Raw genomic sequence first — 23238 nt, 5'->3', positions numbered from 1 at the left:
GTCTCTCTCCAGAAAAATGCCCGAACTGCCGGAAGTCGAAGTCACCCGCCGGGGAATCGAACCGTATGTCGCCGGACGGCGCGTCGAGCACGTCGATGTCCGCACGCCCGCGCTGCGCTGGCCCATCCCGCAGCATCTTCCGAAGACGCTCGATCATCTGAAGATCGAGAAGGTCGAGCGGCGCGGCAAGTATCTGCTGTTCGAAACTGCCGAAGGATGGCTGATCGTTCATCTCGGCATGACGGGCACATTGCGCGTGCTGCGTCACGTGCCTAAGCCGCCCGAAGCGGCGAAGCACGACCACGTCGATATCGTGTTCGACGAATTCATCCTTCGTTTTCGCGATCCGCGTCGCTTCGGCGCGATCCTCTGGCATCCGCGCGCGGACGGCGACGTGCTCGATCATCCGCTGCTCGCGACGCTCGGCGTCGAGCCGTTTTCGCCGGAATTCTCCGGCGCGCTGCTGTTTCGCGCGACGCGCGGGCGCAAGGTGTCGGTGAAGCAGGCGCTGCTCGCGGGCGGGATCGTCGTGGGCGTGGGGAACATCTATGCGTCGGAGAGCCTCTTTCGCGCGGGCATCCGGCCGACGACCGCGGCGGGCCGAATCTCGCTCGTGCGCTACGATCTGCTGGCGGATGCGGTTCGCGTGACGCTCGCGGCCGCGATCGAGAAGGGCGGCAGTACGCTGCGCGATTTCGTCGGCAGCAACGGGGAGTCCGGCTACTTTCAGCTCGACTATTTCGTCTATGATCGCGCGGGCTTGCCGTGCCACGTCTGTGGAACGGCGATCAAACAAATCGTCCAGGGACAGCGCTCGACCTACTTCTGCCCGCGCTGCCAACGCTAATTTCCGATGCTCGCTCTCACCGATTTTTCGTCGCGCCTCATCGCGTGGCAACGCATTCACGGCCGCCACGAACTGCCGTGGCAGAACACGCGCGATGCGTATCGCATCTGGCTGTCGGAGATCATGCTGCAGCAGACGCAGGTTTCGACGGTCATCCCGTATTACGCGCGGTTTCTCGAACGCTTTCCGACGGTGACGGCGCTCGCCGACGCGCCCATCGACGACGTCATGGCGCGCTGGGCCGGGCTCGGCTACTACTCGCGCGCGCGCAATCTCCATCGCTGCGCGCAGGTCGTCGCGCACGAGCATGGCGGCGCGTTTCCGCAGACCGTCGATGCGCTCGCGATGCTGCCGGGCATCGGACGCTCGACGGCGGCGGCGATCGCGTCGTTCGCGTTCGGCGCGCGCGCGACGATTCTCGACGGCAACGTGAAGCGCGTACTCGCGCGCGTGTTCGGCGTCGAGGGATTTCCAGGCGAAAAGCGCGTCGAGAATGCGATGTGGGCGCTCGCCGAATCGCTGCTGCCGGACGCGGCGAACAAGGACGATGTGACCGCCTACACCCAAGGCCTGATGGACCTCGGCGCAACGCTGTGCGTGCGCGGCAAGCCGGATTGCGCGCGCTGTCCGTTCGCATCGGATTGTGTGGCGAAGGTCGAGGGACGCCAGCGGGAACTCCCCGCCGCGCGTCCGAAGAAAGCCGTGCCGACGCGCAAGACATGGATGCTGATCCTGCAGGACGGCGATTCGATTCTTTTGCAAAAGCGTCCGTCGATGGGCATCTGGGGCGGACTGTGGAGTCTGCCCGAGGCCGCGGACGAAGCCGCGCTGGCGGAAGTCGCGCGCGATCTCGGCGCCGACGAACATCTTCAGCGTCTCGCGCCGCTCTCTCACACCTTCACGCACTTCAAGCTGGATATCGAGCCGCGTCTCGGCGAAGCGCGCAACGCGCCGCGCGAGTTGATGAGCGCGGAAAGCGTCTGGGCGCCGCTCGCGAAGATCGACGCCTACGGCGTGCCCGCGCCCGTGCGCAAGCTGATCGATGCGCTGAGCGGCTCGCTCATCTAAAGCAGTTGATGGTGCTGCATGTAGTGATGCACCACGTCGATACGCGCGCCGGCGTCCATCAGTTCCATGAGCTTCTGGCGGGCGCGCATCGGGATCGGCAGGATTTCGGCGAGGCGGTTTGATACCCAGGTGGGATCGTCGAAGAGAAATGGCTCGACGAACGGCAGGTTCTGCGGCTCGCGCTCCCTGATCGTATCGATGATGCGCTCCAGCACTTCCGCGCACGCGCCGAACTTTGCGAGCGCTTCCACGCCGCGCAGCGGCTGATCGTCGCCCAGCAACTCCGCCGTGCCGACGAGCAGATTGCTCGGCTCCACACGATGATCCGTCAGCCTGAAGCGCTCGGTGCCGCGTGCCTGAACGAGCAGGAGGCCGAAGGTATCGACATCGCATTCCGAAATCTCGGCAAGACAGCCGATGTTCTCCGGCACCGACGGATCGCCCGGCGACGCGACTTCGTGCCCGCTTTTCAGCAGGCACACGCCGAAAGGCGTTTTCTCGCGCAGACACTCGCGCGCCATGTCGAGATAGCGCGCTTCGAAAATCTTGAGCGGCAAGAGGCCGCCGGGAAACAGCACGGTGTGAAGCGGAAACAGCGGCAAGTCAGCCAGAATGGGATTCGAAGACATCGCGCCCCTCCAGGGTGGACCGCCGGCGCGGCGATCGGGTTCGCGTGTGAGGCGCGCTGTCACCCAGCCGGGATGGGCGCGTCACGATGCCGCACGATCACGTTTGCCGTCTCGCAAAAGCGCGCGGCGAGCGCCTCCGCGATGAACACCGAGCGATGCTGCCCGCCCGTGCAGCCGATCGCGACGGTGAGATAGCTGCGGTTGTCGTCGCGAAAACGCGGCAGCCATTTGCCGACGAACGCGCCGATGTCGTCGATCATCTCGCCCACGAGCGGCTGCGCGGAAAGGAAATCGATGATCGGTTTGTCGAGGCCCGTGAACGGGCGCAACTCGCGGTCGTAATACGGGTTGGGCAGCGTGCGCACGTCGAACACGAGATCGGCGTCGAGCGGCACGCCGCGCTTGAAACCGAACGATTCGAACATCAGCGTGAGATCGGCGGCGTCCGTTTCGACGAAGCGCTTGACCCATGCGCGCAGCACGTTCGCGCGCAGGTTGCTCGTGTCGATCTGATGGCCGTACTCCGCGAGGCCCGCAACCAGTTCGCGCTCCCGCTCGATCGCTTCGGCGAGCGAGTTCAGCACGCCGACATCGGCTTCGCGCATCGGGGGGCCGGACAGCGGGTGACGCCGGCGCGTCTCGGAGAAGCGCTGAATCAGCGACTGCGTGCTCGCGTTGAGGAACAGCACGCGCAGGTCGTAATCGTCCGAAAGCTTGCGGATGATGGCAGGTACGTCGTCGAGCGAGTGGCTCGAACGCGCGTCGATCGCGACGGCGAGACGCGTCTGGCCTTCTTTCGCCAGATAGCCGGCGAGTTCGGGAAGAAAGCGCGGCGGCAGGTTGTCGACGCAATAATATCCGCCGTCTTCCAGGGCGTTCAGCGCGACGGACTTGCCGGAACCGGATATGCCGGTGATCAGGATGATACGCATGGGTCTCGAGGGATTCGCTTTCTCTTAGCTTAGCACCTGCGCCCGATTCGTTTCGGCACGCGCGACGTTCCGCGGTCAGATCAGCTTGCCGGGAAACTGGCTGTCGGGGTCCTGCATCGCGAGGCGCTGACGGTCCATGAAGTCGCGCAAGGTATCGATGCCGCGCAGTTGCAGAATCGTGTTGCGCACCGCCGCCTCGACCAGCACGGCAAGGTTGCGGCCCGCCGCGACCTGAATCGTCACCTTGCTGATCGGCAGGCCGAGCACATCGACGGTCTGGCTTTCGAGCGGCAGGCGCTGGAATTCGCCATCCGGCCGGCGCACCAGTTGCACGATCAGTTTGAGCTTCATCTTCCGGCGCACGGCGGTTTCACCGAAGATCGTCTTGATGTCGAGAAGGCCCAGGCCGCGCACTTCGAGCAGATTCTGCAAGAGAGGCGGGCAGCGCCCTTCGACGAAATCGGGGCCGAGGCGCACGAAATCGACGGCGTCATCCGCCACCAGACCGTGGCCACGGCTGATGAGTTCCAGCCCGAGTTCGCTCTTGCCGAGACCGGAGTCGCCGGTGAGCAGCACGCCCATGCCGAGGATGTCGATGAACACGCCATGCAGCGTCGCGCGCGGCGCGAGAATGCGCGACATGTACGCGCGCAGGCTGTCGATCACGGCCGCTGCGGACATGCGCGTCGTGAAAAGCGGCGTCGACGAACGCGTGCAGCGCAGAACGAGTTCCGGCGGCGCGCCGACTTCGCCCGCGACGACGAGAAACGGCGGTTCGAGCGCGATCAGTTCGGCCATATGGCGCGAACGGTCTTCGTCGGACTGGCGTTGGTAGTAGTTGATCTCGGCGTCGCCGAGCACCTGGATACGGTTCGGGTGAATCAGGTTCAGGTGGCCGACGAGATCGGCGCTCGACGTCGCGTTTGCGACCGTCTCGCTCGAAAAGCCGCGTTCCCAGCCTTCGTGCCCGGTGAGCCAACTGAGCTTCAGAGCGGCTGCGTTGTCGTCAAAAATGCTTTGAGCGTTGATGCTGGACGTATCCATGAGACCGGAACTCCGTTGGAAGCCGGGAGCAGCCTTTGCGTAACGACGAAGCGGGTCGCTTCAGTACGCCGCATGGCGCCGCGTTTGACCGATTGTGCCCCAGAAGCTCTACGTAAGCGAGGCGCGCCCGGCGCGAAAGCTGCACGGACGCGCCTCGGACGCGTATCGCTAGATTCGGGTGGCTGTTACGGTTGCCATTGCGTGAGCACTTGATAAAGCGCCTCACGATTTTCTTCCTTGTGCAGGCGCTCGCGCGCCTCGCTGTCGGAGAGCAGTTGCGCGATCTCCGAGAGAATTTCAAGATGCTGCTGCGTTGCCTGCTCGGGCACGAGCAGGAAGATGAGCAGAGAGACCGGCTGGCCGTCGGGCGATTCGAACGCGACGGGTTCGGCCAGGCGCACGAAGGCGGCGAGCGGTTGCTTCAGCCCCTTGATGCGGCCGTGCGGAATCGCGACGCCTTCGCCGAGGCCGGTCGAGCCGAGACGCTCACGCGCGAAGAGATTGTCGGTGACGGTACTGCGGGCGATGCCGTTCTGGTTCTCGAAAATCAGGCCCGCTTGCTCGAATACGCGTTTCTTGCTGGTAACGGACAATCCGAGAACCACGTTCTCGAGGGGAAGAAATTTGGCTAAACGATTCATGTTGGCAGGCTGATGCGTGGCCTGATAGCTCCTCATCGTGGCCGCTGTCTGAAAGCGCTCACGGCGATGGTGATACGGAAAGTGCGCTGGCGGCGTTCCCTGCAGCGTGCCTGTCGTGCGACCCCGAAAATAACCGGATCATTATAGAACAGGGTACTGCCCGATGGTGCGCCGCGCAATTGCACCGATTTGCGATCCAATGTGCAGGACAAAGCCCTGAAAATCAATGTCTTGCGGCTCTCTACGGCGAAAATCCAACAAAAAAGCCGCCAGTCGGGGGCGGCTTCGGTTTGGTGCATGCCCGGATCGATCGTTTCCGGATAGTCGAGGACTTCCTCGAATCATGCCCGCCGTCCTGTGGCGGCGGGTGTCGCTGTCATCCGCGGATCAACCGGCGAGCGTGCGTGCGCTCAGGGCGACGGTGCTTCCAGTTCCTGCGGCTCGCCACGGTACTTTACAGACTCGTGGGCGTGGCCTTGAATCTTGTCCTTGTGCTTGATGACCTGCCGATCCAGCTTGTCGACCATCAGATCGATGGCGGCGTACATATCAGCGTCACAACTCTCGATAAAAATGTCCTTGCCCTTCAGATGCAGGTTGATTTCAGCCTTCTGCCTCTTTTCCTTTTCCCTATGATTGTCGACCGAGAGGACAACGTTGCCGTCGATCACTTGATCGAAATGACGGAGCACCCTGTCCAGTTTCGTGATCACGTACTCGCGCAACGCAGGCGTCAATTCGAGGTGGTGTCCACTGATCTTCAGATTCATAGTTGCTCTCCAAGCTAATGGCCGTGAGATCACGTCGGCTCGTCCGAAACCGGGCGGCAATGCGTCCCGTCAGCGCGTCATCCTGGCGCGACTGAAAAACGGAATGCATCGGCCGGCACGTCCGCGCTCTCGCGATGCGGCCGGTAAACGCCCATCACAACACGCGATGGACTACAGAGACGGGTCATAGAGACTTGCGCAGATTCACTGCCGGGATCTTGAGGGCTTCGCGGTACTTGGCGACGGTGCGCCGCGCGACCACGAATCCTTGTTCCGCCAGCAGTTCGGCGATGCGGCTGTCTGAAAGAGGAGTTTTGGGGTCTTCCGCTCCTATCAGTTGCTTGATGAGGGCCCGGATCGCCGTTGACGATGCCGCGCCTCCTGTGTCGGTCGAAACGTGCGATCCAAAGAAGTACTTAAATTCAAGCGTCCCGAATGGGGTGAGCATGTACTTGCCTGTGGTCACACGAGAAACCGTCGATTCGTGTAATCCCAGCGTATCAGCAATCTCCCGCAAAACCAAGGGCCGCATGGCGATTTCGCCATGTGCAAAAAAGTTCTTCTGACGCTCCACGATCGCCTGCGCGACACGCAGAATCGTCTCAAACCTCTGCTGAATATTCTTGATGAGCCAGCGCGCTTCCTGGAGTTGCTGACGCAGCGAGCCGCTGCCCGGATCGCCGCGATTGTTGCGCAGGATGTTCGCGTACAGATGGTTGATGCGCAGCTTCGGCACGATCTCCGGATTCAGCTCCGCCGTCCATCCGCTCGCCGCCTTTCGCACGAGAATATCCGGCACGACATAGTCCGCTTCGCTCTTGCCGTACGCGGCGCCGGGGAAAGGCTCCAGCGATCTGATCAGCACATGCGCGTCGCGCAGCGCGTCGTCGTTGGCCTTCAGTTGCTTGCGCAGACGCGTGAAGTCTCGCGCCGCGAGCAGTTCAAGATGATTCGTGACGATATCGAGCGCCAGCGTGCGCGTGGGCGAGCCGTCGAGGCGCAGCAACTGCAGCTTCAGGCATTCCGATGCCGAACGTCCGCCCACGCCGGGCGGATCGAAGCTTTGCAGCAAGGCGAGCGCCGCGCTCAACTCGTCGAGATCGACTTCGAGTTCTTCGGGGAGATCGGTCTGGACTTCATCGAGCGATGACGTCAGATACCCGTCCTCGTCCAGCGATTCGATCAGAAACGTGACGAGCGCACGATCGCGCTGATTCGCCGCGGTCATGCGCAACTGCGAGGTCAGATGGTCGCGCAGCGTCGTGGTCGATTCGTGGATTTGCAGCGGCGGGAGATCGTCGTCGTCGGACGCGTTGTTCGAACGGCCGTAGTCTTCGAGGTTCCACGAACTGGAATCCTGAGCGCTGTCCGAACCCATTCCGTTGTATTCGTCGACGCCCTGCGGTTCGCTATTTTCCGAACGTTCGGAACTGGAACTGCTCGATGACGAGCCGTTGCTCATCATCGAATCGGGCGGCGTGCTCGGCGTGTTCGGCGCCGCGATCAGCGAGCCGTCCGCGGCGACGCGCAGCGGGCTCGTGATCCAGTCGTCGTCGTTCTCGAGCAGTGGATTCTGAGCGACGGCCATCGCGACTTCCTGCTGCAGTTCGAGCGTCGACAACTGCAGCAGCCGGATGGACTGCTGAAGTTGCGGGGTCAGCGCAAGATGCTGCGAGAGGCGAAGTTGGAGGCTGGCTTTCATGGCAAGGTTTTATTTCATTGTAGAGAGTTTGCCACGCGCGCGAAACCTCGCGGGGATTCCAAAAAAGCGCATGCCGCCCGAAGGGGCGGCACGTAAGTTTTGCTGCTGTCGCATGATGCGGCGCACGATACTCGCCGTTTTTGCGAGCGTGTTTCACATGCGGAAATGCTCGCCGAGATAGACGCGGCGCACGCTTTCGTTTTCGATAATTTCGCCCGGCGCGCCTGCCGCGAGCACGCTGCCGTCGCTGATGATATACGCGTGATCGCAGATGCCGAGCGTCTCACGCACGTTGTGGTCCGTGATCAAAACGCCGATGTTGCGCTGCTTCAGAAACTTCACGATCTTCTGAATTTCCAGCACGGCGATCGGATCGACGCCCGCGAACGGTTCGTCGAGCAGAATGAAGCTCGGATTGGTCGCGAGCGCGCGCGCAATCTCGACGCGACGGCGCTCGCCGCCCGACAATGACAGCGCCGGATTCTCGCGCAGATGCGCGATCTGCAACTCGTCGAGCAAGGCTTCTGCGCGCTGTGTTATGGCGTCTTTTGACAGGCGTTTGCCCGCTTCGTCGCTCTGCAGTTCCAGCACCGCGCGAATGTTCTGCTCGACGGTGAGCTTGCGAAACACCGAGGCTTCCTGCGGCAGATACGACAAGCCGAGGTGCGCGCGCTGATGAATCGGCAAAAGGCTGATCGAGTTGCCGTCGAGGTCGATTTCTCCGGCATCGAGCGGCACGAGACCGACGATCATATAGAACGACGTGGTCTTTCCCGCGCCGTTCGGACCGAGCAGGCCGACCACTTCACCGCTCTTTACATCGAGCGACACGTCCTTCACCACGGTGCGCGACCCGTATCGCTTCTTCAGATTGCGGACGACGAGCGAACTCGATTGGCCTTCCGGCTTGCGGTGGGGCATGGAGGTCGAATTCACTGCTGCGGGTTTCCTTGAATGGTGTTCGACGGAGAAAGCGTGGCGGGCGATCCGTTCAGCGGCGCGGCGCCGCCCGAGCGCGGCGCGAGCATTGCGCGCACCCGGCCGTTCGGATTGCCGGGACCGGCCTGGTCCTTGCCCGCGGTCGCCGTATAGAAGTCCTTCTGGCCGTCGTAAGTGATCACGCTGCCGTGCACTTCGTCCTGAACTTTCGTCAGGCCTTGCAGGCGGCGCACGACAGCGCGTGTCGTGAGCTTCGTGAAGTCGTTCTTGCCGTCGTAGTCGATGCGGACCGCGTTGCCGTCGATGTACTCGTCGAGGCCGTCACGCTTCTGGCGGAAGTACGAGAGATTGTTGCCGCTCGACGTGCCGGTCGCGTATTGATAGCCCTGCGGGTCCTGCGTGACTTCCACGCGGTCGGCCTTGATGACGATCGTGCCTTTGGTCGCGACGACGTGACCGGTGAAGATGTTTTTCTGGCCGAGATCGTCGTAGGACATGTTGTCCGCTTCGATGTTGAGCGGTTTGTCGCGGTCGGCCTTTTCGGCGTGCGCGGGCAGCGCGGCCAGCGCAGCGGCGATGGTCAGCGCGGCGGCGAGCCCGGCCCGCGAGGCGTGCACGGCGCGGCGCGCGGGCGTTGCGCGCGCATGGCCGCCATCGGGACGAGGGTACCTTTCGTTCATGCAGTCACAATTCGGATGGGAGTGCCGGGATTACTTGGACGAGCCGCCGTTGATATCCGTGGCGGCGATTGCACCGCGCACGTTACCGAAGAGCTTCATTACCCGGGTCACGTTGTTGTAGTTCATGCCAGAGGCGGTCATCACGGACGGGCCGCGCTGAAGTCTAACCGGTTTTTCCGTTTCGATGACATCGTCGTTCACCAGCACGCGAAAATGCTGCGAATCGGCCTGCATCTGCGGATCTCCGTAGCCGGCCGCGCGCACGATGCGTGCGTCGTCGTAAAGATCGACGATCGAGACGTCGCCGTTGACCGTGCCGCGCAGGGCTGTCGCCGTGACGGTCGGCTTCAGCGGCTGGAACATGCGCATTGCGGGCAGCGTCAGGTCGCTGTTCTCGTCGTCTTCGTAATGCACCATCGATTTCGCCGTCAGACGATATTGCGTCGTGCCGGTGGCGTCGAGCTCGGAAACGGAAAAGTTGTTGGCGAAGTAGTCGGGCGTGTGGCGCTTCTCCGGTGCGGGCGCCTGCTGCGCGGGAGGCAGCGTGGCTTGCAGCAGCCAGTAGGTGATGCCGGCCAGCGCCGCCATCGCGACGAGCGGCAGGAGCGAGGCGAGCTTTCCGGGGCGTTGCATGGGCTTCAGCCTCCGAGCGCCGCGGCGAGCAGTTCGTCGTAGCGATGTTGCGCGCGCAGGATCGCGTCGCAGACTTCGCGCACTGCACCGTGTCCGCCGCGCGCTTCCGCGACCCAGTGCACGCGCTGGATCACTTCGGGATGCGCGTTCGCGGGCGCGGCCGCAAAGCCGCAGCGGCGCATGACCGCGAGGTCGGGCCAGTCGTCGCCCATATAGCCGCATTCGTCGGCCGCGATGCCGGTCGCATCGAGCAGTTCGGCGAGCGCGACGGTTTTATCGGCGACGCCCTGATAGAGATGCGTGATGCCCAGTTCGCGCGCGCGCGCCGCGACGATGCCCGACTGCCGGCCCGTGATGATGGCCGTTTGCACGCCGACGGACTGCAGCATCTTCACGCCGTGGCCGTCGAGCGAATTGAACGACTTCATCGCGTCGCCGTCAGCGGTGAAGAAGAGGCTGCCGTCGGTGAAAACGCCGTCGACGTCGAATACCATCAACTTGAGGCGGCTCGCGCGTTCGGCGGCGGTGAGAGGCTTCTGCGCCATCAGATTACCTTCTTGGAGAAGAGGTCGTGCATGTTCAGTGCGCCGATCAAAGTGGCATCGGCGTCCACGACCAGCATCTGATTGATGCGATAGCGCTCCATCAGTTCCACGGCCTCGACGGCAAGATGATCCGGCGCGATCGTGCGCGGATTGCGCGTCATGACGTCCACGAGCTTCAGCGCGCGGAAATCGCCGTCGCGCTGCAGGATGCGGCGCAGGTCGCCGTCGGTGAAAATACCGTGAACGTGACGGTTTGCATCGATGACCGCCGTCATGCCCATGCGCTTGTCGGTGATCTGGAAGAGCGCGTCCGAAACAGTCGCGTCGAGCGATACGACCGGCACTTCGTCGCCCACGCGCATGACGTCGCGCACGTAGGTGAGCAGGCGCCGTCCGAGCGCGCCGCCCGGATGCGAGCGCGCGAAGTCGTCGGGACCGAAGCCGCGCGCATCGAGCACGGCGACGGCGAGCGCGTCGCCGAGCGCCATCGCGGCGGTCGTGCTGGCCGTGGGCGCGAGATTCATCGGGCACGCTTCCTTTTCGACGCGCGCGTTGAGGTGCATGTCGGCCAATTGCGCGAGACTCGATTCGGGACGGCCGGTGATCGCGATCAGCTTCGCCCCGAGCCGCTTGATGAGCGGCAGAATGGCAACGAGCTCCTCGGTTTCGCCCGAGTTGGACAGCGCGATGAAGATGTCGTCGGCGGTGACCATGCCGAGGTCGCCGTGGCTCGCCTCGGCGGGATGCACGAAGAACGCGGGCGTGCCGGTGCTCGCGAGCGTCGCGGCGAATTTGCGCGCGACATGGCCCGACTTGCCGATGCCCGATACGACCACGCGGCCGCGACAGGCGAGCAGCGTTTCGACCGCGCTCGTGAAGTTTTCGTCGAGGAGTTCGGAAAGCCCGCGAACGGCGTCGGCTTCGATCTGGATTACGTTGCGAGCCAGCGCCAGTGCCCGGTCGCCATTGATTTTCGCTATCATGCGCGGAGTATAGCAAAGGCGTTTCTCAGCCGCCCCGCCGGGAGCGCGGCGCGCCGCCGCCTATCCGCCCCCGCAAGCCCTGTCGTCAGGGGCCTTTTTAAGATGCCGGAGCGCCTGAAGCACGCGCCTCGGAACACTGACGAACGAGGACGCTAGCCGGATGACCTCTCCGCTCGAAATGACGCTGTTGCTGCTGCTCTGCTCCGTGGCAGGCGTCGTCGTATTTCGCTATTTCAATCTGCCGCCGATGCTCGGCTATCTGACGGTCGGCATCATCGTGGGACCGCATGCAGCGGGTATCGCGCCGGATTCTGACCGCGCGCAGCATCTCGCCGAATTCGGCGTCGTCTTCCTGATGTTCTCCATCGGGCTCGAATTCTCGCTCTCCAAACTGCGCTCGATGCGGCGCATCGTGTTCGGCCTCGGCGCGAGTCAGGTCGCGGCGACGATCGCGCTCGCGCTGATCTTCGGCTGGATCGCCAATTTCTGGATGGAGATGTCATGGCAGGCGAGCTTCGCGCTCGGCGGCGCGATGTCCATGTCCTCCACCGCCATTGTCAGCAAGCTGCTCGCGGAGCGGCTCGAACTCGAATCGGAGCATGGCCGCAACATCTTCGGCGTGCTGCTGTTCCAGGATCTGGCGGTCGTGCCGCTGCTCATCATCATCGCGGCGTTCGGCAACGGCAATTCGTCTCAGCTCGCGATGTGGCTCGGCATCGCGGCAGTGAAGATCGTCGTCGCGTTGACGGTCCTGCTGTTCATCGGCCAGAAGTTCATGACGCGCTGGTTCGATCTCGTCGCGCGACGCCGCTCGCAAGAGCTGTTCATGCTGAACCTGCTGCTAGTGACGCTGGGCGCGGCGTTCATCACCGACAAATTCGGCCTGTCGCTCGCGCTCGGCGCGTTCATCGCGGGCATGCTGATCGCCGAGACGCCGTATCGGCATCAGGTGGAAGAGGACATCAAGCCGTTTCGCGATGTGCTGCTCGGTCTCTTCTTCGTGACCACCGGCATGCTGCTGAATCCGCGCGTGATCTGGGAACATCCGCTTCTCGTGCTCGGCTTTTTCGTCGTGCCGATCCTGCTCAAAGCCGTGATGATCACCGGTCTCGCGCGTGCGTTCGGCGCGGCGCCGGGCGTCGCGATGCGCACGGGCCTCGGGCTTGCGCAGGCAGGCGAATTCGGTTTCGTGTTGCTGAACCTGATCCTCGATTCGCATCTCGTCAACTCGACCATCCTGCAGGCGATTCTCTCCGCGATGCTGCTCTCGATGCTCGCCGCGCCGTTCATCATCCAGAACGCGGACCGGATTGTGCTGCGGCTGTCGTCGACGGAATGGATGCTGCAATCGCTGCAGATGACGAAGATCGCGACGCAGAGCCTCAAGCAGAGCGGCCACGTGATCATCTGCGGTTACGGCCGCGCGGGGCAGAACCTCGCGCGCATGCTGGAGCAGGAAGGCATTTCCTATGTCGCGCTGGATCTGGACCCGGACCGCGTCGCGGCGGCCGCGGCGGCGGGCGAATCGGTCGTGTTCGGCGATGCCGGGCGGCGCGAGTCGCTGCTCGCGGCGGGGCTGCATCGCGCGGCGACCGTCGCGATCACCTACGCGAACACGCCGTCGGCGCTGCGCGTGCTGCACAACATCCACGAACTCGCGCCGACCCTGCCCGTGATCGTGCGCACGGTCGATGACGCCGATCTCGAAAAGCTCACCGCCGCGGGCGCGACGGAAGTGATTCCGGAGATCGTCGAAGGCAGTCTGATGCTCGCGTCGCACACGCTCGTGCTGATGGGCGTGCCGATGCGGCGCGTCGTGCGGCGCGTCGAGGAAATGCGCGACGCGCGCTACAGCCTCCTGCGCGGCTACTTCCACGGCGCCGACGATGTCGACGACGACGATGGCCACGAGCAGGTGCGGCTACAATCCGTACCGATCGACGCAAATTCCGAAGCCGTTGGGCATTCGCTCGACGATCTCGGACTCGTCGGCAATGGAGTCGAGGTGACCGCGATCCGGCGCCACGGCATCCGGGGCGTCGAACCCGACCCCGAAACCAAGCTGCGCGCGAACGATATCGTCGTGCTGCGCGGCCTGCCCGAAGTGCTCGCGCAAGCCGAGGAACGGCTCTCGCGCAACCGCCGGGCGGCGTAGTTATCCTCTTTTGTCACCAAGGCGAACGCGCGGCCTCACGGCGCGGACTCCGGAGAAGTCATGTCCATTACCCCTTCGAACGCACCGCTCGACGCCGCGCGTTTCATCAAGGAGCGCGTGCGCACCGTCGAGAACTGGCCGCAGCCCGGCGTGCAGTTCCGCGACATCACGACGATCCTGCAAGACCGTAAGGCGCTGCGCATGCTGATCGACCTGTTCGTGCAGCGCTATATCGACGAGAACGTCAACGTGATCGCCGGCATGGATGCGCGCGGCTTCATCATCGGGCCGATTCTCGCGTACGAGCTGAGTCTCGGCTTCGTGCCGATCCGCAAGAAGGGCAAGCTGCCGTACAAGACGCTCTCGCAGTCGTACGACCTGGAGTACGGCAGCGCGACCGTCGAGATTCACGAGGATGCGTGCAAGCCGGGCGATCGCGTGGTGATCGTCGACGATCTGGTCGCGACAGGCGGCACGATGATGGCCGGCAAGATTCTGCTCGAACGGCTAGGCGCGGAAGTGGTGGAAGCGGCCGCGATTATCGATCTGCCGGATCTCGGCGGCTCGAAACTGCTGCGCGCGAACGGCGTGCCGCTCTATACCGTGTGCGAATTCGGCGGACATTGAGATGCCCAACTTCCTGCTCTTTCTTGCCGCATCGGTCGCGATCACGGTTGCGCCCGGCCCGGACAATCTGCAAGTGCTCGCGCGCGGCATTTCGCAAGGACGCCTCGCGGGCGTCGTCGCCGCGCTCGGCTTCGCGTTCGGCGTGATCTTCCATACGACGCTCGCCGCGCTCGGCATCGCGGCGCTGCTGCGTTCGTCGCCCGTCGCGTTTCAGGCGGTGAAGCTCGCGGGCGCGGCGTATCTCGTCTGGATCGGCATCAAGGCGCTGCGCAGTCACGGTCTCTCGACGGCGCACGCGCGCCCGAGCCAGCCGCTTTCGACCGTGTTCCGCCAGAGCGTGATCGGCAACATACTGAATCCGAAAGTCACGCTGTTCTTCATCGTGTTCCTGCCGCAATTCGTCGATCCGCACGGCGCGCAGAGCGTGATGCTTCAGATGTTCGAGCTCGGCGGATTGTTCATGTTGCAGACGGTCGTCGTGTTCTCGCTCTTCGGTATCGGCGCGGGGATGATCGGCGTATGGCTGAAGCGCCGTCCGCGCGTCGGCGTGTGGCTCGACCGGCTCGCGGGCGTGACGTTTATCCTGCTGGGCGTTCGCGTCGCCTTGCGCTGACCGGGATATCTGCATGACGCTGCCTGCCATCGATGCCGCGCGCCATTTCGATGCTGCCGCGCACGCGCCGTTTTTCATCGGCGATGAACGCGTCGGCTGGATTCGCCGCATCGATGTCGACGCGCTACGGCGCTGGCCCGACGTCTTCGGGATCGACGAAACATCGGTTCGGCTGAACGCTTCGCTCGCCGATGTGAATACGCGCAGCGCCGCGCTCGGCGCGGTCATCGGCGCGTTGTACGCGGAAGGCCGGATTCCCGGCTGGCGCGACGAAACCTACGCGATCCGCAACGACTTCGACGCGCCGCCGCTCGCGTTCATCGAGCGTGCGGCGTCGCGCTTCTTCGGCACGATGACCTACGCGGTGCACCTGAACGGCATCGTAAAATATCGCGATAAGCCGCCGCAGTTGTGGATCGCGCGCCGCAGCGAGACGAAGGCGACCGATCCCGGCATGCTCGACAACATCGTGGCGGGCGGCATCGGCTGGGGCTTCGAGTTGATGCCGACGCTCGTGAAGGAATGCTGGGAAGAGGCGGGCATGAGCGCCGCGCTCGCGCAAACCGCCGAGCGCGGCCGCACGTTCCATGTGCTGCAATCCTTGCCCGAAGGCACGCAGGCCGAGCAGATCTTCGTGTACGACATCTCTCTGCCGCCCGATTTCGCGCCGCGCAACCAGGACGGCGAAGTCGGCGAGCATCGTCTTGCACGCATCGAAGAGGTCGCGCGCTGGATCGAGGAGGGCAAGCTCACCGTCGACGCCAGTCTCGCGACGCTCGATTGCATGCTGCGCCACCAGTGGATCGACGAAGACGCGTGCGAGGGCATCGACGCGCTCTTCGATCCGCCGCCGCTCTGAACACCAAGAATCAAACGAACGAGGAAAGGTCATGTCGACCGAACATAGTTTCTATCTGAAGTTGTCGTGCCCGGACCGGCCGGGAATCGTGCATGCCGTGTCGGGTTTCCTGTTCAACCTCGGCGCCAATATCCTCGACTCCGCGCAATTCGGCGACAGCCGCACGGGCGAGTTCTTCATGCGCGTGCATTTTCAGCAAGTCGGCGGCGATCCCGGTCTCGACGCGCTGCGCAAGTCGTTCAGCGACCTCGCCGACGAATTCGGCATGCGCTGGGAGCTGCATGACGCGTCGGTGAAGCCGCGCGTCGTCATCATGGTGTCGAAGATCGGGCACTGCCTGAACGATCTGCTGTTCCGCTATCGCACCGGCCAGTTGCAGATCGAGATTCCGGCGATCATCTCGAATCACAAGGATTTCTATCAACTCGCCGCGAGCTACGACATTCCGTTCCATCATCTGCCGCTGCTGAAGTCGACGCCGGATGCAAAGGCCGCGCAGGAAGCGCGCGTGCTGGAAATCGTCGATCAGCACGACACGGATCTCGTCGTGCTCGCGCGTTACATGCAGATTCTGTCGGCGAACATGTGCGAGAAGCTCGCGGGCCGCGCGATCAACATCCATCACTCGTTCCTGCCGAGCTTCAAGGGCGCGAAGCCGTACTACCAGGCGTTCGACCGCGGCGTGAAGCTGATCGGCGCGACCGCGCACTATGTCACGTCCGATCTCGACGAAGGCCCGATCATCGAGCAGGAAGTGGAGCGGGTCGATCACAACATGACGCCGGATCAACTGACGGCGATCGGCCGCGACGTCGAATGCGTGACGCTCGCGCGCGCGGTGAAATGGCACGCGGAGCATCGCATTCTTTTGAACGGGCACAAAACGGTCGTGTTCCGTTAATCGCCCTTCGAATGCAGAAACGCCCGCAAGAAATGCGGCGTTTTTGTTTAGGGCGACCGGATCGAATCAGACAAGCCGCAGATAAATCAGCTCACGCTTGATATACGCGTAGAAAATCGGCGCGGCGACCACGCCCGGAATGCCGAATGCGGCTTCCATTGCGAGCATCGCGAGAAGCAGTTCCCAGGCGCGCGCCTCGATCTGGCCGCCGATGATGCGCGCATTCAGGAAGTATTCGAGCTTGTGGATGACGATCAAGAACGCGAGCGACGCGACCGCCGTGCCGAACGACACCGACAGCGAAATCCCGACGATGATCGTATTGGAGATCAGATTGCCGATCACCGGCAGCAGCCCGACGATGAACGTCACCAGCACGAGCGTCTTGGAGAGCGGCAATCTCTCGTGAAAGACCGGCAGCGCGACGAGCAGATAAAGCGCGGTGAAGACCGCGTTGATCGCCGAAATCTTGATCTGCGCGAACACGATGCGGCGAAACGCGTCGGCGAAGCGCGACACGCGCGCGATGAGCGCCGTGGACAGCGGCAAGCGATGATTCGACGGCCGCGGTGCGCTGACCGCGATAATCGCGCCGATGATCATGCCGATCAGGATATGCCCGAAGCCGCGCGCCATCTCCTTGCCGCCTTGCTGGAGCATTTCGGCGTGCCTGTGCATCAGCTCGGTAGCTTTGTCCTTCATCTGGCCGGCATCGACCGGCAGATAGTTCGCGATCCAGTCGGGCACGCGCAGGCGCGCGCTCGACGTGATGGTCATCAACTGGTCGAGCAGCTTTTGCAGGCTCGGCACGTCGTGCTCGAAATGCTCGATGGTGGCGACGGTGGCGCCCGTCAGCCCGCCGACGATGATCGCGGAAATCAGTCCGACCGCAATGAGCCGCGCGCCCTTGCTCACCACGTGGCGTTCGATGACCGGCGAAATCATGTGGACGAGCTGGAACACGAGCATGCCGGCGAGAAGACCGCCCAGCAATTTCAGATCGAGGACCAGCCACATCGCGAAGAGCGCGAGGATATAGCTGCCGATCTCCACCGCGGACAGCTTCGGCAAGCTCATGTCGCTCGTCAGCCTGACGTGGCGTGTGGGCAGGTCCCGTACCCGCGCCTCCTCGTTGGCAGCTTCGTTGCGCTTCGGCATGACTGCGTTCCTTTCCCCTGCTGCGTACGACGGTTATTCGTGCCGCGACGCGCGGCGCATTCCAACAGTCCGGCTGGCGGCGCCCGGCCACGAGGCCCGGCGTCGTGGTTCAGGCCGCCGATTTGGCCCGTTGCAGCAAGGGTGCCAGATATCTGCCGGTAAAACTCGCTTTTGACTTCGCGACCTGCTCCGGCGTGCCTTGGGCGATGATCTGGCCGCCGCCCGCACCGCCTTCCGGACCGAGGTCGATCACCCAGTCGGCGGTTTTGATCACGTCGAGATTATGCTCGATGATGACGACCGTGTTGCCCTGATCTCGCAGCCGATGGATCACTTCGAGCAGCAACGCGATATCGTGGAAGTGCAATCCGGTCGTCGGTTCATCGAGGATATATAGCGTCCGACCGGTATCGCGCTTGCTCAGTTCCAGCGAAAGCTTCACCCGCTGAGCTTCGCCGCCCGACAGCGTGGTCGCGGACTGGCCGAGCCTGATGTAGCCGAGACCGACATCGAGCAGTGTTCTCAGCTTGCGCGCGACCACCGGCACCGCCTTGAAGAACTCGTGCGCGGCCTCGACCGTCAGATCCAGTACTTCGCTGATGTTCTTGCCCTTGTACTGGACTTCGAGCGTTTCGCGGTTGTAGCGCTTGCCGTGGCATACGTCGCAGGGCACGTAGACGTCCGGCAGGAAGTGCATTTCCACCTTCAGCACGCCGTCGCCCTGACAGGCTTCGCAGCGTCCGCCCTTTACGTTGAACGAGAAGCGGCCCGGATCGTAGCCGCGCTCCTTGGCTGCCGGCACGCCCGCGAAGAGTTCGCGGATTGGCGTGAAGAGGCCCGTGTAGGTGGCCGGATTCGAGCGCGGCGTCCGGCCGATGGGCGATTGATCGACGGCGATCACCTTGTCGAAATGCTCCAGACCTTCGATCGACTCGTACGGCGCAGGCTCCGTTGCCGAGCCGTACAGATGCTGCGCGACCGCGTGCTGCAGCGTGTCGTTGATGAGCGTCGACTTGCCCGAGCCGGAAACGCCCGTCACGCAGGTCAAAAGTCCGACAGGCAGGTCCAGCGTCACGCGTTTCAGATTGTTGCCGTGCGCCTCGACGATGCGCAGCATGCGCTCGTCCGGCGCGGTGCGCTCGGTTGGGTAACTGATCGTGCGCTTGCCGGACAGATACTGGCCGGTGATCGAGTTCGCGTCTTTCTGCACCTGAACCGGCGTGCCCTGCGCGACGATCACGCCGCCATGCACGCCCGCGCCCGGTCCCATATCGACGACGTAATCCGCCATGCGGATCATGTCCTCGTCGTGCTCCACCACGATCACCGAATTGCCGATATCGCGCAGATGCTTGAGCGTGTCGATGAGCCGGTCGTTGTCGCGCTGATGCAGACCGATGGACGGCTCGTCGAGCACGTACATCACGCCGGTGAGCCCGGAGCCGATCTGCGACGCGAGCCGGATGCGCTGCGCCTCGCCGCCGGAGAGCGTTTCAGCGCTGCGTTCCAGCGACAGATAATCCAGCCCGACGTTGTTCAGAAACGAGAGCCGCGCGACGATTTCCTTGATCACCTTGTCGGCGATTTCGCCCTTTGCGCCTTCGAGGCGCAGCGTCTGGAAATAGCCGAGCGCATCGCGCAGCGGCCAGCCGCTGATTTCGTAGATGCCGCGTGCCTGATCGTCGGCGCCGACTTTCACGAAGCGCGCCTCGCGCCGCAGACGCGTGCCTTCGCAAGCCGGGCAGGGCTGATTGTTCTGGTATTTCGCGAGTTCCTCGCGCACGGCGGCGGAATCCGTCTCGCGATAGCGCCGCTCCAGATTCGGGATGATGCCTTCGAATGCATGCTCACGAACCGACGCGCGCCCGCGCTCGTTGATGTACGAGAAGGGAATCGCCTGCTTGCCCGAGCCGTACAGGAGGATCTTGCGCACTTTCTCGGGCAGGTCCTCGAATGGCGCGTCGATCTCGAATTCATAGAACGCCGCGAGGCTCTGCAGCATCTGGAAATAGAACTGGTTGCGCCGGTCCCAGCCCTTCACCGCGCCCGCCGCGAGCGACAGCGACGGATGCGCGACTACGCGCTTCGGATCGAAGAACGTGATCTGGCCGAGGCCGTCGCACTCGGGGCACGCGCCCATCGGATTGTTGAACGAGAAAAGGCGCGGCTCCAGTTCCGGCAGCGAGTACGAGCAGATCGGGCACGCGAACTTCGAGCTGAAGAGCTTTTCCTTGTCCGTGTCCATTTCGAGCGCGATCGCGCGGCCATCGGCCAGACGCAGCGCGGTTTCGAACGATTCCGCGAGGCGCTGCTTCATGTCCGGCCGCACCTTCAGGCGGTCGATCACGATGTCGATCGTGTGTTTGTCGTTCTTCTTGAGCTTCGGCAGCGAATCGACTTCGTAGATTTTCGCGACGCCTTCGTTCGCGGTGCCTCCGCCCGAGCGGATGCGAAAACGGATGAAACCCTGCGCCTGCATTTCCTCGAACAGTTCGACGTGCTCGCCCTTGCGATCCGCCACCACAGGCGCGAGGATCATCAGCTTGGTTTCTTCGGGCAGCGCGAGCGCGGCATCGACCATTTGCGAGACGCTTTGCGCCTCCAGCGGGATCAGATGATCCGGGCAGTAAGGCGTACCGACGCGCGCGTACAAAAGACGCAAATAGTCGTGGATTTCCGTGACGGTGCCGACAGTCGAGCGCGGATTGTGCGACGTGGCTTTCTGCTCGATCGAAATGGCGGGCGACAAACCTTCGATCAGATCGACGTCCGGTTTTTCCATCAACTGCAAAAATTGCCGCGCATACGCCGAAAGGCTTTCCACGTAACGGCGCTGGCCTTCCGCATACAGGGTGTCGAACGCGAGCGACGACTTGCCCGACCCGGACAGCCCCGTGATCACGATCAGCTTGTGGCGCGGCAAGTCGAGATTGACGTTCTTCAGATTGTGGGTGCGAGCCCCACGAATGCGAATTTCTTCCACGAGTTCGTTCCGGCGTTTTTCGGGTGCTTTCGGATGATTTCAGCGGCGCTTTCATCTGCACGGACGGGCCATACAGCCATTGCCGGGCGGAAAGAGAGAGGGCCAAACCTGCTACTATAACGACTTTTAAAGGGCGCAGCTCCCGGGCCCAAGGGCCGGATGCACGCCAATCGGCCGGCGCGGGGACTTGCTGGCCATCTGCGAGGCGAGCGCCGGCGCGACGAGCTGTACGCGCACACGATGCGTTCCATATAGTGCCGTTTCGAGCAAGAACAAGGCGACCGCGCCTGGCTGCGCCGCAGGCCAGGCCATACGCGACCCTCATCCTTTTCCCGTTTCTGATGTCCAATCCGTCTGCCACGTCTACACGTCTCTCCGCGCCGGAGCTGCGGGCGACCGTGTCGCTCGCCGCCATTTTCGCGCTGCGGATGCTCGGTCTTTTCATGATCATGCCGGTGTTTTCCATCTATGCGAAAACCATCCCCGGCGGCGACAACGTGCTGCTCGTCGGCATCGCGCTCGGCGCATACGGCGTCACGCAGTCCATGCTCTATATCTTCTACGGCTGGGTTTCCGACAAGTTCGGGCGCAAGCCGGTCATCGCGTTCGGCTTGCTGGTGTTCGCGATCGGGAGCTTTGTCGCGGCCATCGGGCATTCGATGGCGTGGATCATCGCCGGGCGTGTGATTCAGGGCATGGGCGCGGTGTCGTCGGCGGTGATCGCGTTCATCGCCGATCTGACCCACGAGGAAAACCGCACCAAGGCGATGGCGATGGTAGGCGGCAGCATCGGCGTGTCGTTCGCGGTGGCGATCGTCGGCGCGCCCATCGTGTTTCACTGGGTCGGCATGAGCGGGCTATTCACGGTCATCGGCGTGCTGTCGATCCTCGCGATCGGCGTGGTGTTCTGGATCGTGCCGGATCCGCCGGCGCATCCGGTCCACGTGAAGGCACCGTTCGCGGAGGTGCTGCACAACGTCGAGTTGCTTCGTTTGAACTTCGGCGTGCTCGTGCTGCATGCCACCCAGACGGCGCTGTTTCTCGTCGTGCCGCGCATTCTGGAGGAAGGCGGACTGCCGGTCGCGTCGCACTGGAAGATTTACCTGCCCGTGATGGCGCTCGCTTTCGTGATGATGGTTCCGGCGATCATCGCCGCCGAGAAACGTGGAAAAATGAAGAGCGTCATGCTGAGTGCGATCGGGCTTATCCTGATCGGCCAGTTGTTATTGGGCGCCGCTCCCCATACGCTGTGGTCCGTGGCTGCCATTCTGTTCGTGTACTTTCTCGGCTTCAACGTGCTGGAGGCGTCGCAGCCGTCGCTCGTGTCGAAGCTCGCACCGGGCACGAGAAAGGGCGCGGCGGCGGGCGTGTACAACACGACACAGTCGATCGGCCTTGCGCTTGGTGGGGTGATCGGCGGCTGGCTGCTGAAGCTCGACGGGCCGAGCGCGGTCTTCTACGCTTGTTCGGTGCTGGTGCTCGCGTGGCTCCTCGTCGCGGCATGGATGAAACCGCCGCCGCGCAGAACCGGGCGCGCCGCCTGAGAGATATTTGAATCATCGAATCAAGCCGGCATGGTGTGGACGAATTACGTCTGAAGACGGAATCGGTCCGATTGCAGCATTCGGCTGACAGTTAGCAAGGAATCTACCGGAGAAATCATGGCATCAGTCAACAAGGTCATTCTCGTGGGCAATCTGGGCGCCGACCCGGAAACCCGCTACCTCCCGAGCGGCGACGCCGTGGCGAACATTCGTCTCGCGACGACGGACCGATACAAGGACAAGGCCTCCAACGAGTTCAAGGAACTCACGGAGTGGCATCGCGTGGCGTTCTTCGGCCGACTCGCGGAGATCGTGAACGAATATCTGAAGAAGGGCTCGTCGGTGTATATCGAAGGGCGTATCCGCACGCGCAAATGGACCGACCAATCGGGCCAGGAACGCTATTCGACGGAGATCGTCGCGGATCAGATGCAGATGCTCGGCGGCCGTGGCGGCGCGGCCGGCGGCGGCGATGACGGCGGCTACAGCCGCAGCGCGCCGATGGAGCGTTCCGGCGGCGGCGGGCGCGCACCCGCAGGCGGACGCCCGAGCGGCGGCGGCGCGGGTGGCGCTGGTGGCGCCGGCGGCGGTTCGAGCCGTCCGAGTGCGCCAGCAGGCGGCGGCTTCGACGACATGGACGACGATATCCCGTTCTGACCCACCGATAACGATTCGCGCATCGAAAGATGGGCCTCCGGCTGACATAGCCCGAGGCCCATTTTTTTCGTCCCGACAGGGCGTTTTCTGAATTATGTTGCCCGCTCACCCTTTTCCCGCCTGCGCATATTAATCTCTTGGAATCGCATGGACGACGGGTGCGCCCGGAATGGAACCGAAAGGCTTCGAAGCCTAATCGGACTTCTCCTATGGTCTGTTAAATATTCGCAATCTATTTTGAAAGTGGTTTTTCAAGAAAATACAAGAGTAGTAATTATTTGCTTGCCGTCATTGATTTAGGTATTTGTAAGCGAATTTGTTCGTCGTA

At 63.2% G+C, this 23238-nt stretch carries 23 protein-coding genes; 9 read left to right on the top strand and 14 right to left on the bottom strand.

Annotation, left to right across the window (positions count from 1 at the left end; genetic code table 11):
* Positions 1-16 precede the first annotated feature (16 nt).
* A complete protein-coding gene (gene mutM, locus PQR08_RS26940; protein WP_250482994.1) occupies positions 17-847 on the top strand; it encodes a bifunctional DNA-formamidopyrimidine glycosylase/DNA-(apurinic or apyrimidinic site) lyase in 831 nt (276 codons plus the stop codon).
* Positions 848-853: 6 nt separating this feature from the next.
* Entirely contained in the window at positions 854-1915 is a 1062-nt protein-coding gene (gene mutY / locus PQR08_RS26935) for an A/G-specific adenine glycosylase (protein WP_408162900.1), read from the top strand.
* On the opposite strand, the gene PQR08_RS26930 is transcribed toward mutY, so the two are convergent.
* The 12 genes from PQR08_RS26930 to kdsD all read right to left on the bottom strand — a co-directional run bounded on the left by PQR08_RS26930 (position 1912) and on the right by kdsD (position 11413).
* The gene (locus PQR08_RS26930; protein WP_408162898.1) at positions 1912-2544 is read right to left on the bottom strand and encodes an LON peptidase substrate-binding domain-containing protein; all 633 of its coding nucleotides are present in this window, start codon (positions 2542-2544) and stop codon (positions 1912-1914) included. The genes mutY and PQR08_RS26930 overlap by 4 nt on opposite strands.
* A gap of 59 nt (positions 2545-2603) precedes the next feature.
* Positions 2604-3476, bottom strand: a complete 873-nt coding sequence (gene rapZ / locus PQR08_RS26925) for an RNase adapter RapZ (RefSeq protein WP_187607433.1) — start codon at positions 3474-3476, stop codon at positions 2604-2606.
* Between the two features lie 75 nt (positions 3477-3551).
* Positions 3552-4520, bottom strand: a complete 969-nt coding sequence (gene hprK, locus PQR08_RS26920) for an HPr(Ser) kinase/phosphatase (RefSeq protein ID WP_008351692.1) — start codon at positions 4518-4520, stop codon at positions 3552-3554.
* 185 nt (positions 4521-4705) lie between these two features.
* Entirely contained in the window at positions 4706-5161 is a 456-nt protein-coding gene (ptsN, locus tag PQR08_RS26915; RefSeq protein ID WP_187607434.1) for a PTS IIA-like nitrogen regulatory protein PtsN, read from the bottom strand.
* 32 nt (positions 5162-5193) lie between these two features.
* A complete protein-coding gene (locus PQR08_RS26910) occupies positions 5194-5460 on the bottom strand; it encodes a hypothetical protein (protein WP_187607435.1) in 267 nt (88 codons plus the stop codon).
* Positions 5461-5571: 111 nt separating this feature from the next.
* Complete coding sequence (gene hpf / locus PQR08_RS26905) at positions 5572-5931, bottom strand: ribosome hibernation-promoting factor, HPF/YfiA family (RefSeq protein ID WP_014190335.1); 360 nt, start codon at positions 5929-5931, stop codon at positions 5572-5574.
* A gap of 184 nt (positions 5932-6115) precedes the next feature.
* A complete protein-coding gene (locus tag PQR08_RS26900) occupies positions 6116-7633 on the bottom strand; it encodes an RNA polymerase factor sigma-54 (RefSeq protein ID WP_187607436.1) in 1518 nt (505 codons plus the stop codon).
* A 153-nt stretch (positions 7634-7786) separates the two neighbouring features.
* The gene (lptB, locus tag PQR08_RS26895; protein WP_187607615.1) at positions 7787-8554 is read right to left on the bottom strand and encodes an LPS export ABC transporter ATP-binding protein; all 768 of its coding nucleotides are present in this window, start codon (positions 8552-8554) and stop codon (positions 7787-7789) included.
* Between the two features lie 11 nt (positions 8555-8565).
* Entirely contained in the window at positions 8566-9252 is a 687-nt protein-coding gene (lptA, locus tag PQR08_RS26890) for a lipopolysaccharide transport periplasmic protein LptA (RefSeq protein ID WP_187607437.1), read from the bottom strand.
* Positions 9253-9282: 30 nt separating this feature from the next.
* Entirely contained in the window at positions 9283-9885 is a 603-nt protein-coding gene (gene lptC / locus PQR08_RS26885) for an LPS export ABC transporter periplasmic protein LptC (protein ID WP_187607438.1), read from the bottom strand.
* 5 nt (positions 9886-9890) lie between these two features.
* Positions 9891-10430: a KdsC family phosphatase gene (locus tag PQR08_RS26880; RefSeq protein WP_187607439.1), complete on the bottom strand. Its 540-nt coding sequence runs from the start codon at positions 10428-10430 to the stop codon at positions 9891-9893.
* Positions 10430-11413 (bottom strand): arabinose 5-phosphate isomerase KdsD, encoded by a 984-nt coding sequence (kdsD, locus tag PQR08_RS26875; RefSeq protein ID WP_238209680.1) that lies wholly within the window; start codon positions 11411-11413, stop codon positions 10430-10432. The genes PQR08_RS26880 and kdsD overlap by 1 nt, the downstream gene beginning before the upstream one ends.
* Positions 11414-11573: 160 nt before the next feature.
* Between kdsD and PQR08_RS26870 the strand changes: the two genes are divergently transcribed.
* Genes PQR08_RS26870 through purU form a run of 5 tightly spaced genes read left to right on the top strand, consistent with a single transcriptional unit; the run spans position 11574 to position 16568 of the window.
* A complete protein-coding gene (locus PQR08_RS26870; RefSeq protein ID WP_035497599.1) occupies positions 11574-13568 on the top strand; it encodes a monovalent cation:proton antiporter family protein in 1995 nt (664 codons plus the stop codon).
* Positions 13569-13628: 60 nt separating this feature from the next.
* Positions 13629-14195: an adenine phosphoribosyltransferase gene (locus PQR08_RS26865; RefSeq protein WP_408162894.1), complete on the top strand. Its 567-nt coding sequence runs from the start codon at positions 13629-13631 to the stop codon at positions 14193-14195.
* Between the two features lies 1 nt (position 14196).
* Positions 14197-14808, top strand: a complete 612-nt coding sequence (locus PQR08_RS26860) for a LysE family translocator (protein ID WP_408162892.1) — start codon at positions 14197-14199, stop codon at positions 14806-14808.
* Between the two features lie 13 nt (positions 14809-14821).
* On the top strand, positions 14822-15667 hold the full coding sequence (locus PQR08_RS26855; RefSeq protein ID WP_408162890.1) for an NUDIX hydrolase: 846 nt from the start codon (positions 14822-14824) through the stop codon (positions 15665-15667).
* Between the two features lie 31 nt (positions 15668-15698).
* Positions 15699-16568 carry a formyltetrahydrofolate deformylase gene (gene purU, locus PQR08_RS26850; protein WP_250482999.1) on the top strand — a complete coding sequence of 290 codons (870 nt, stop codon included), beginning with the start codon at positions 15699-15701 and terminating at the stop codon, positions 16566-16568.
* Positions 16569-16634: 66 nt separating this feature from the next.
* Here purU and PQR08_RS26845 read toward each other — a convergent pair whose 3' ends face one another.
* Together PQR08_RS26845 and uvrA are read right to left on the bottom strand one after the other, a co-directional pair.
* On the bottom strand, positions 16635-17726 hold the full coding sequence (locus PQR08_RS26845) for an AI-2E family transporter (RefSeq protein ID WP_187607445.1): 1092 nt from the start codon (positions 17724-17726) through the stop codon (positions 16635-16637).
* Between the two features lie 109 nt (positions 17727-17835).
* On the bottom strand, positions 17836-20709 hold the full coding sequence (uvrA, locus tag PQR08_RS26840; protein WP_187607446.1) for an excinuclease ABC subunit UvrA: 2874 nt from the start codon (positions 20707-20709) through the stop codon (positions 17836-17838).
* Between the two features lie 341 nt (positions 20710-21050).
* On the opposite strand from uvrA, the gene PQR08_RS26835 reads away from it, so the two are divergent.
* Together PQR08_RS26835 and PQR08_RS26830 are read left to right on the top strand one after the other, a co-directional pair.
* Positions 21051-22253, top strand: coding sequence for an MFS transporter (locus tag PQR08_RS26835; RefSeq protein WP_187607447.1), 1203 nt, complete (start codon positions 21051-21053; stop codon positions 22251-22253).
* Positions 22254-22370: 117 nt separating this feature from the next.
* The gene (locus PQR08_RS26830; protein WP_187607448.1) at positions 22371-22910 is read left to right on the top strand and encodes a single-stranded DNA-binding protein; all 540 of its coding nucleotides are present in this window, start codon (positions 22371-22373) and stop codon (positions 22908-22910) included.
* Positions 22911-23238 lie beyond the last annotated feature (328 nt).

This window comes from Caballeronia jiangsuensis, from assembly GCF_046030135.1.
Lineage (GTDB): Bacteria > Pseudomonadota > Gammaproteobacteria > Burkholderiales > Burkholderiaceae > Caballeronia > Caballeronia jiangsuensis.
This window is presented reverse-complemented; position numbering and strand designations above follow the sequence as displayed.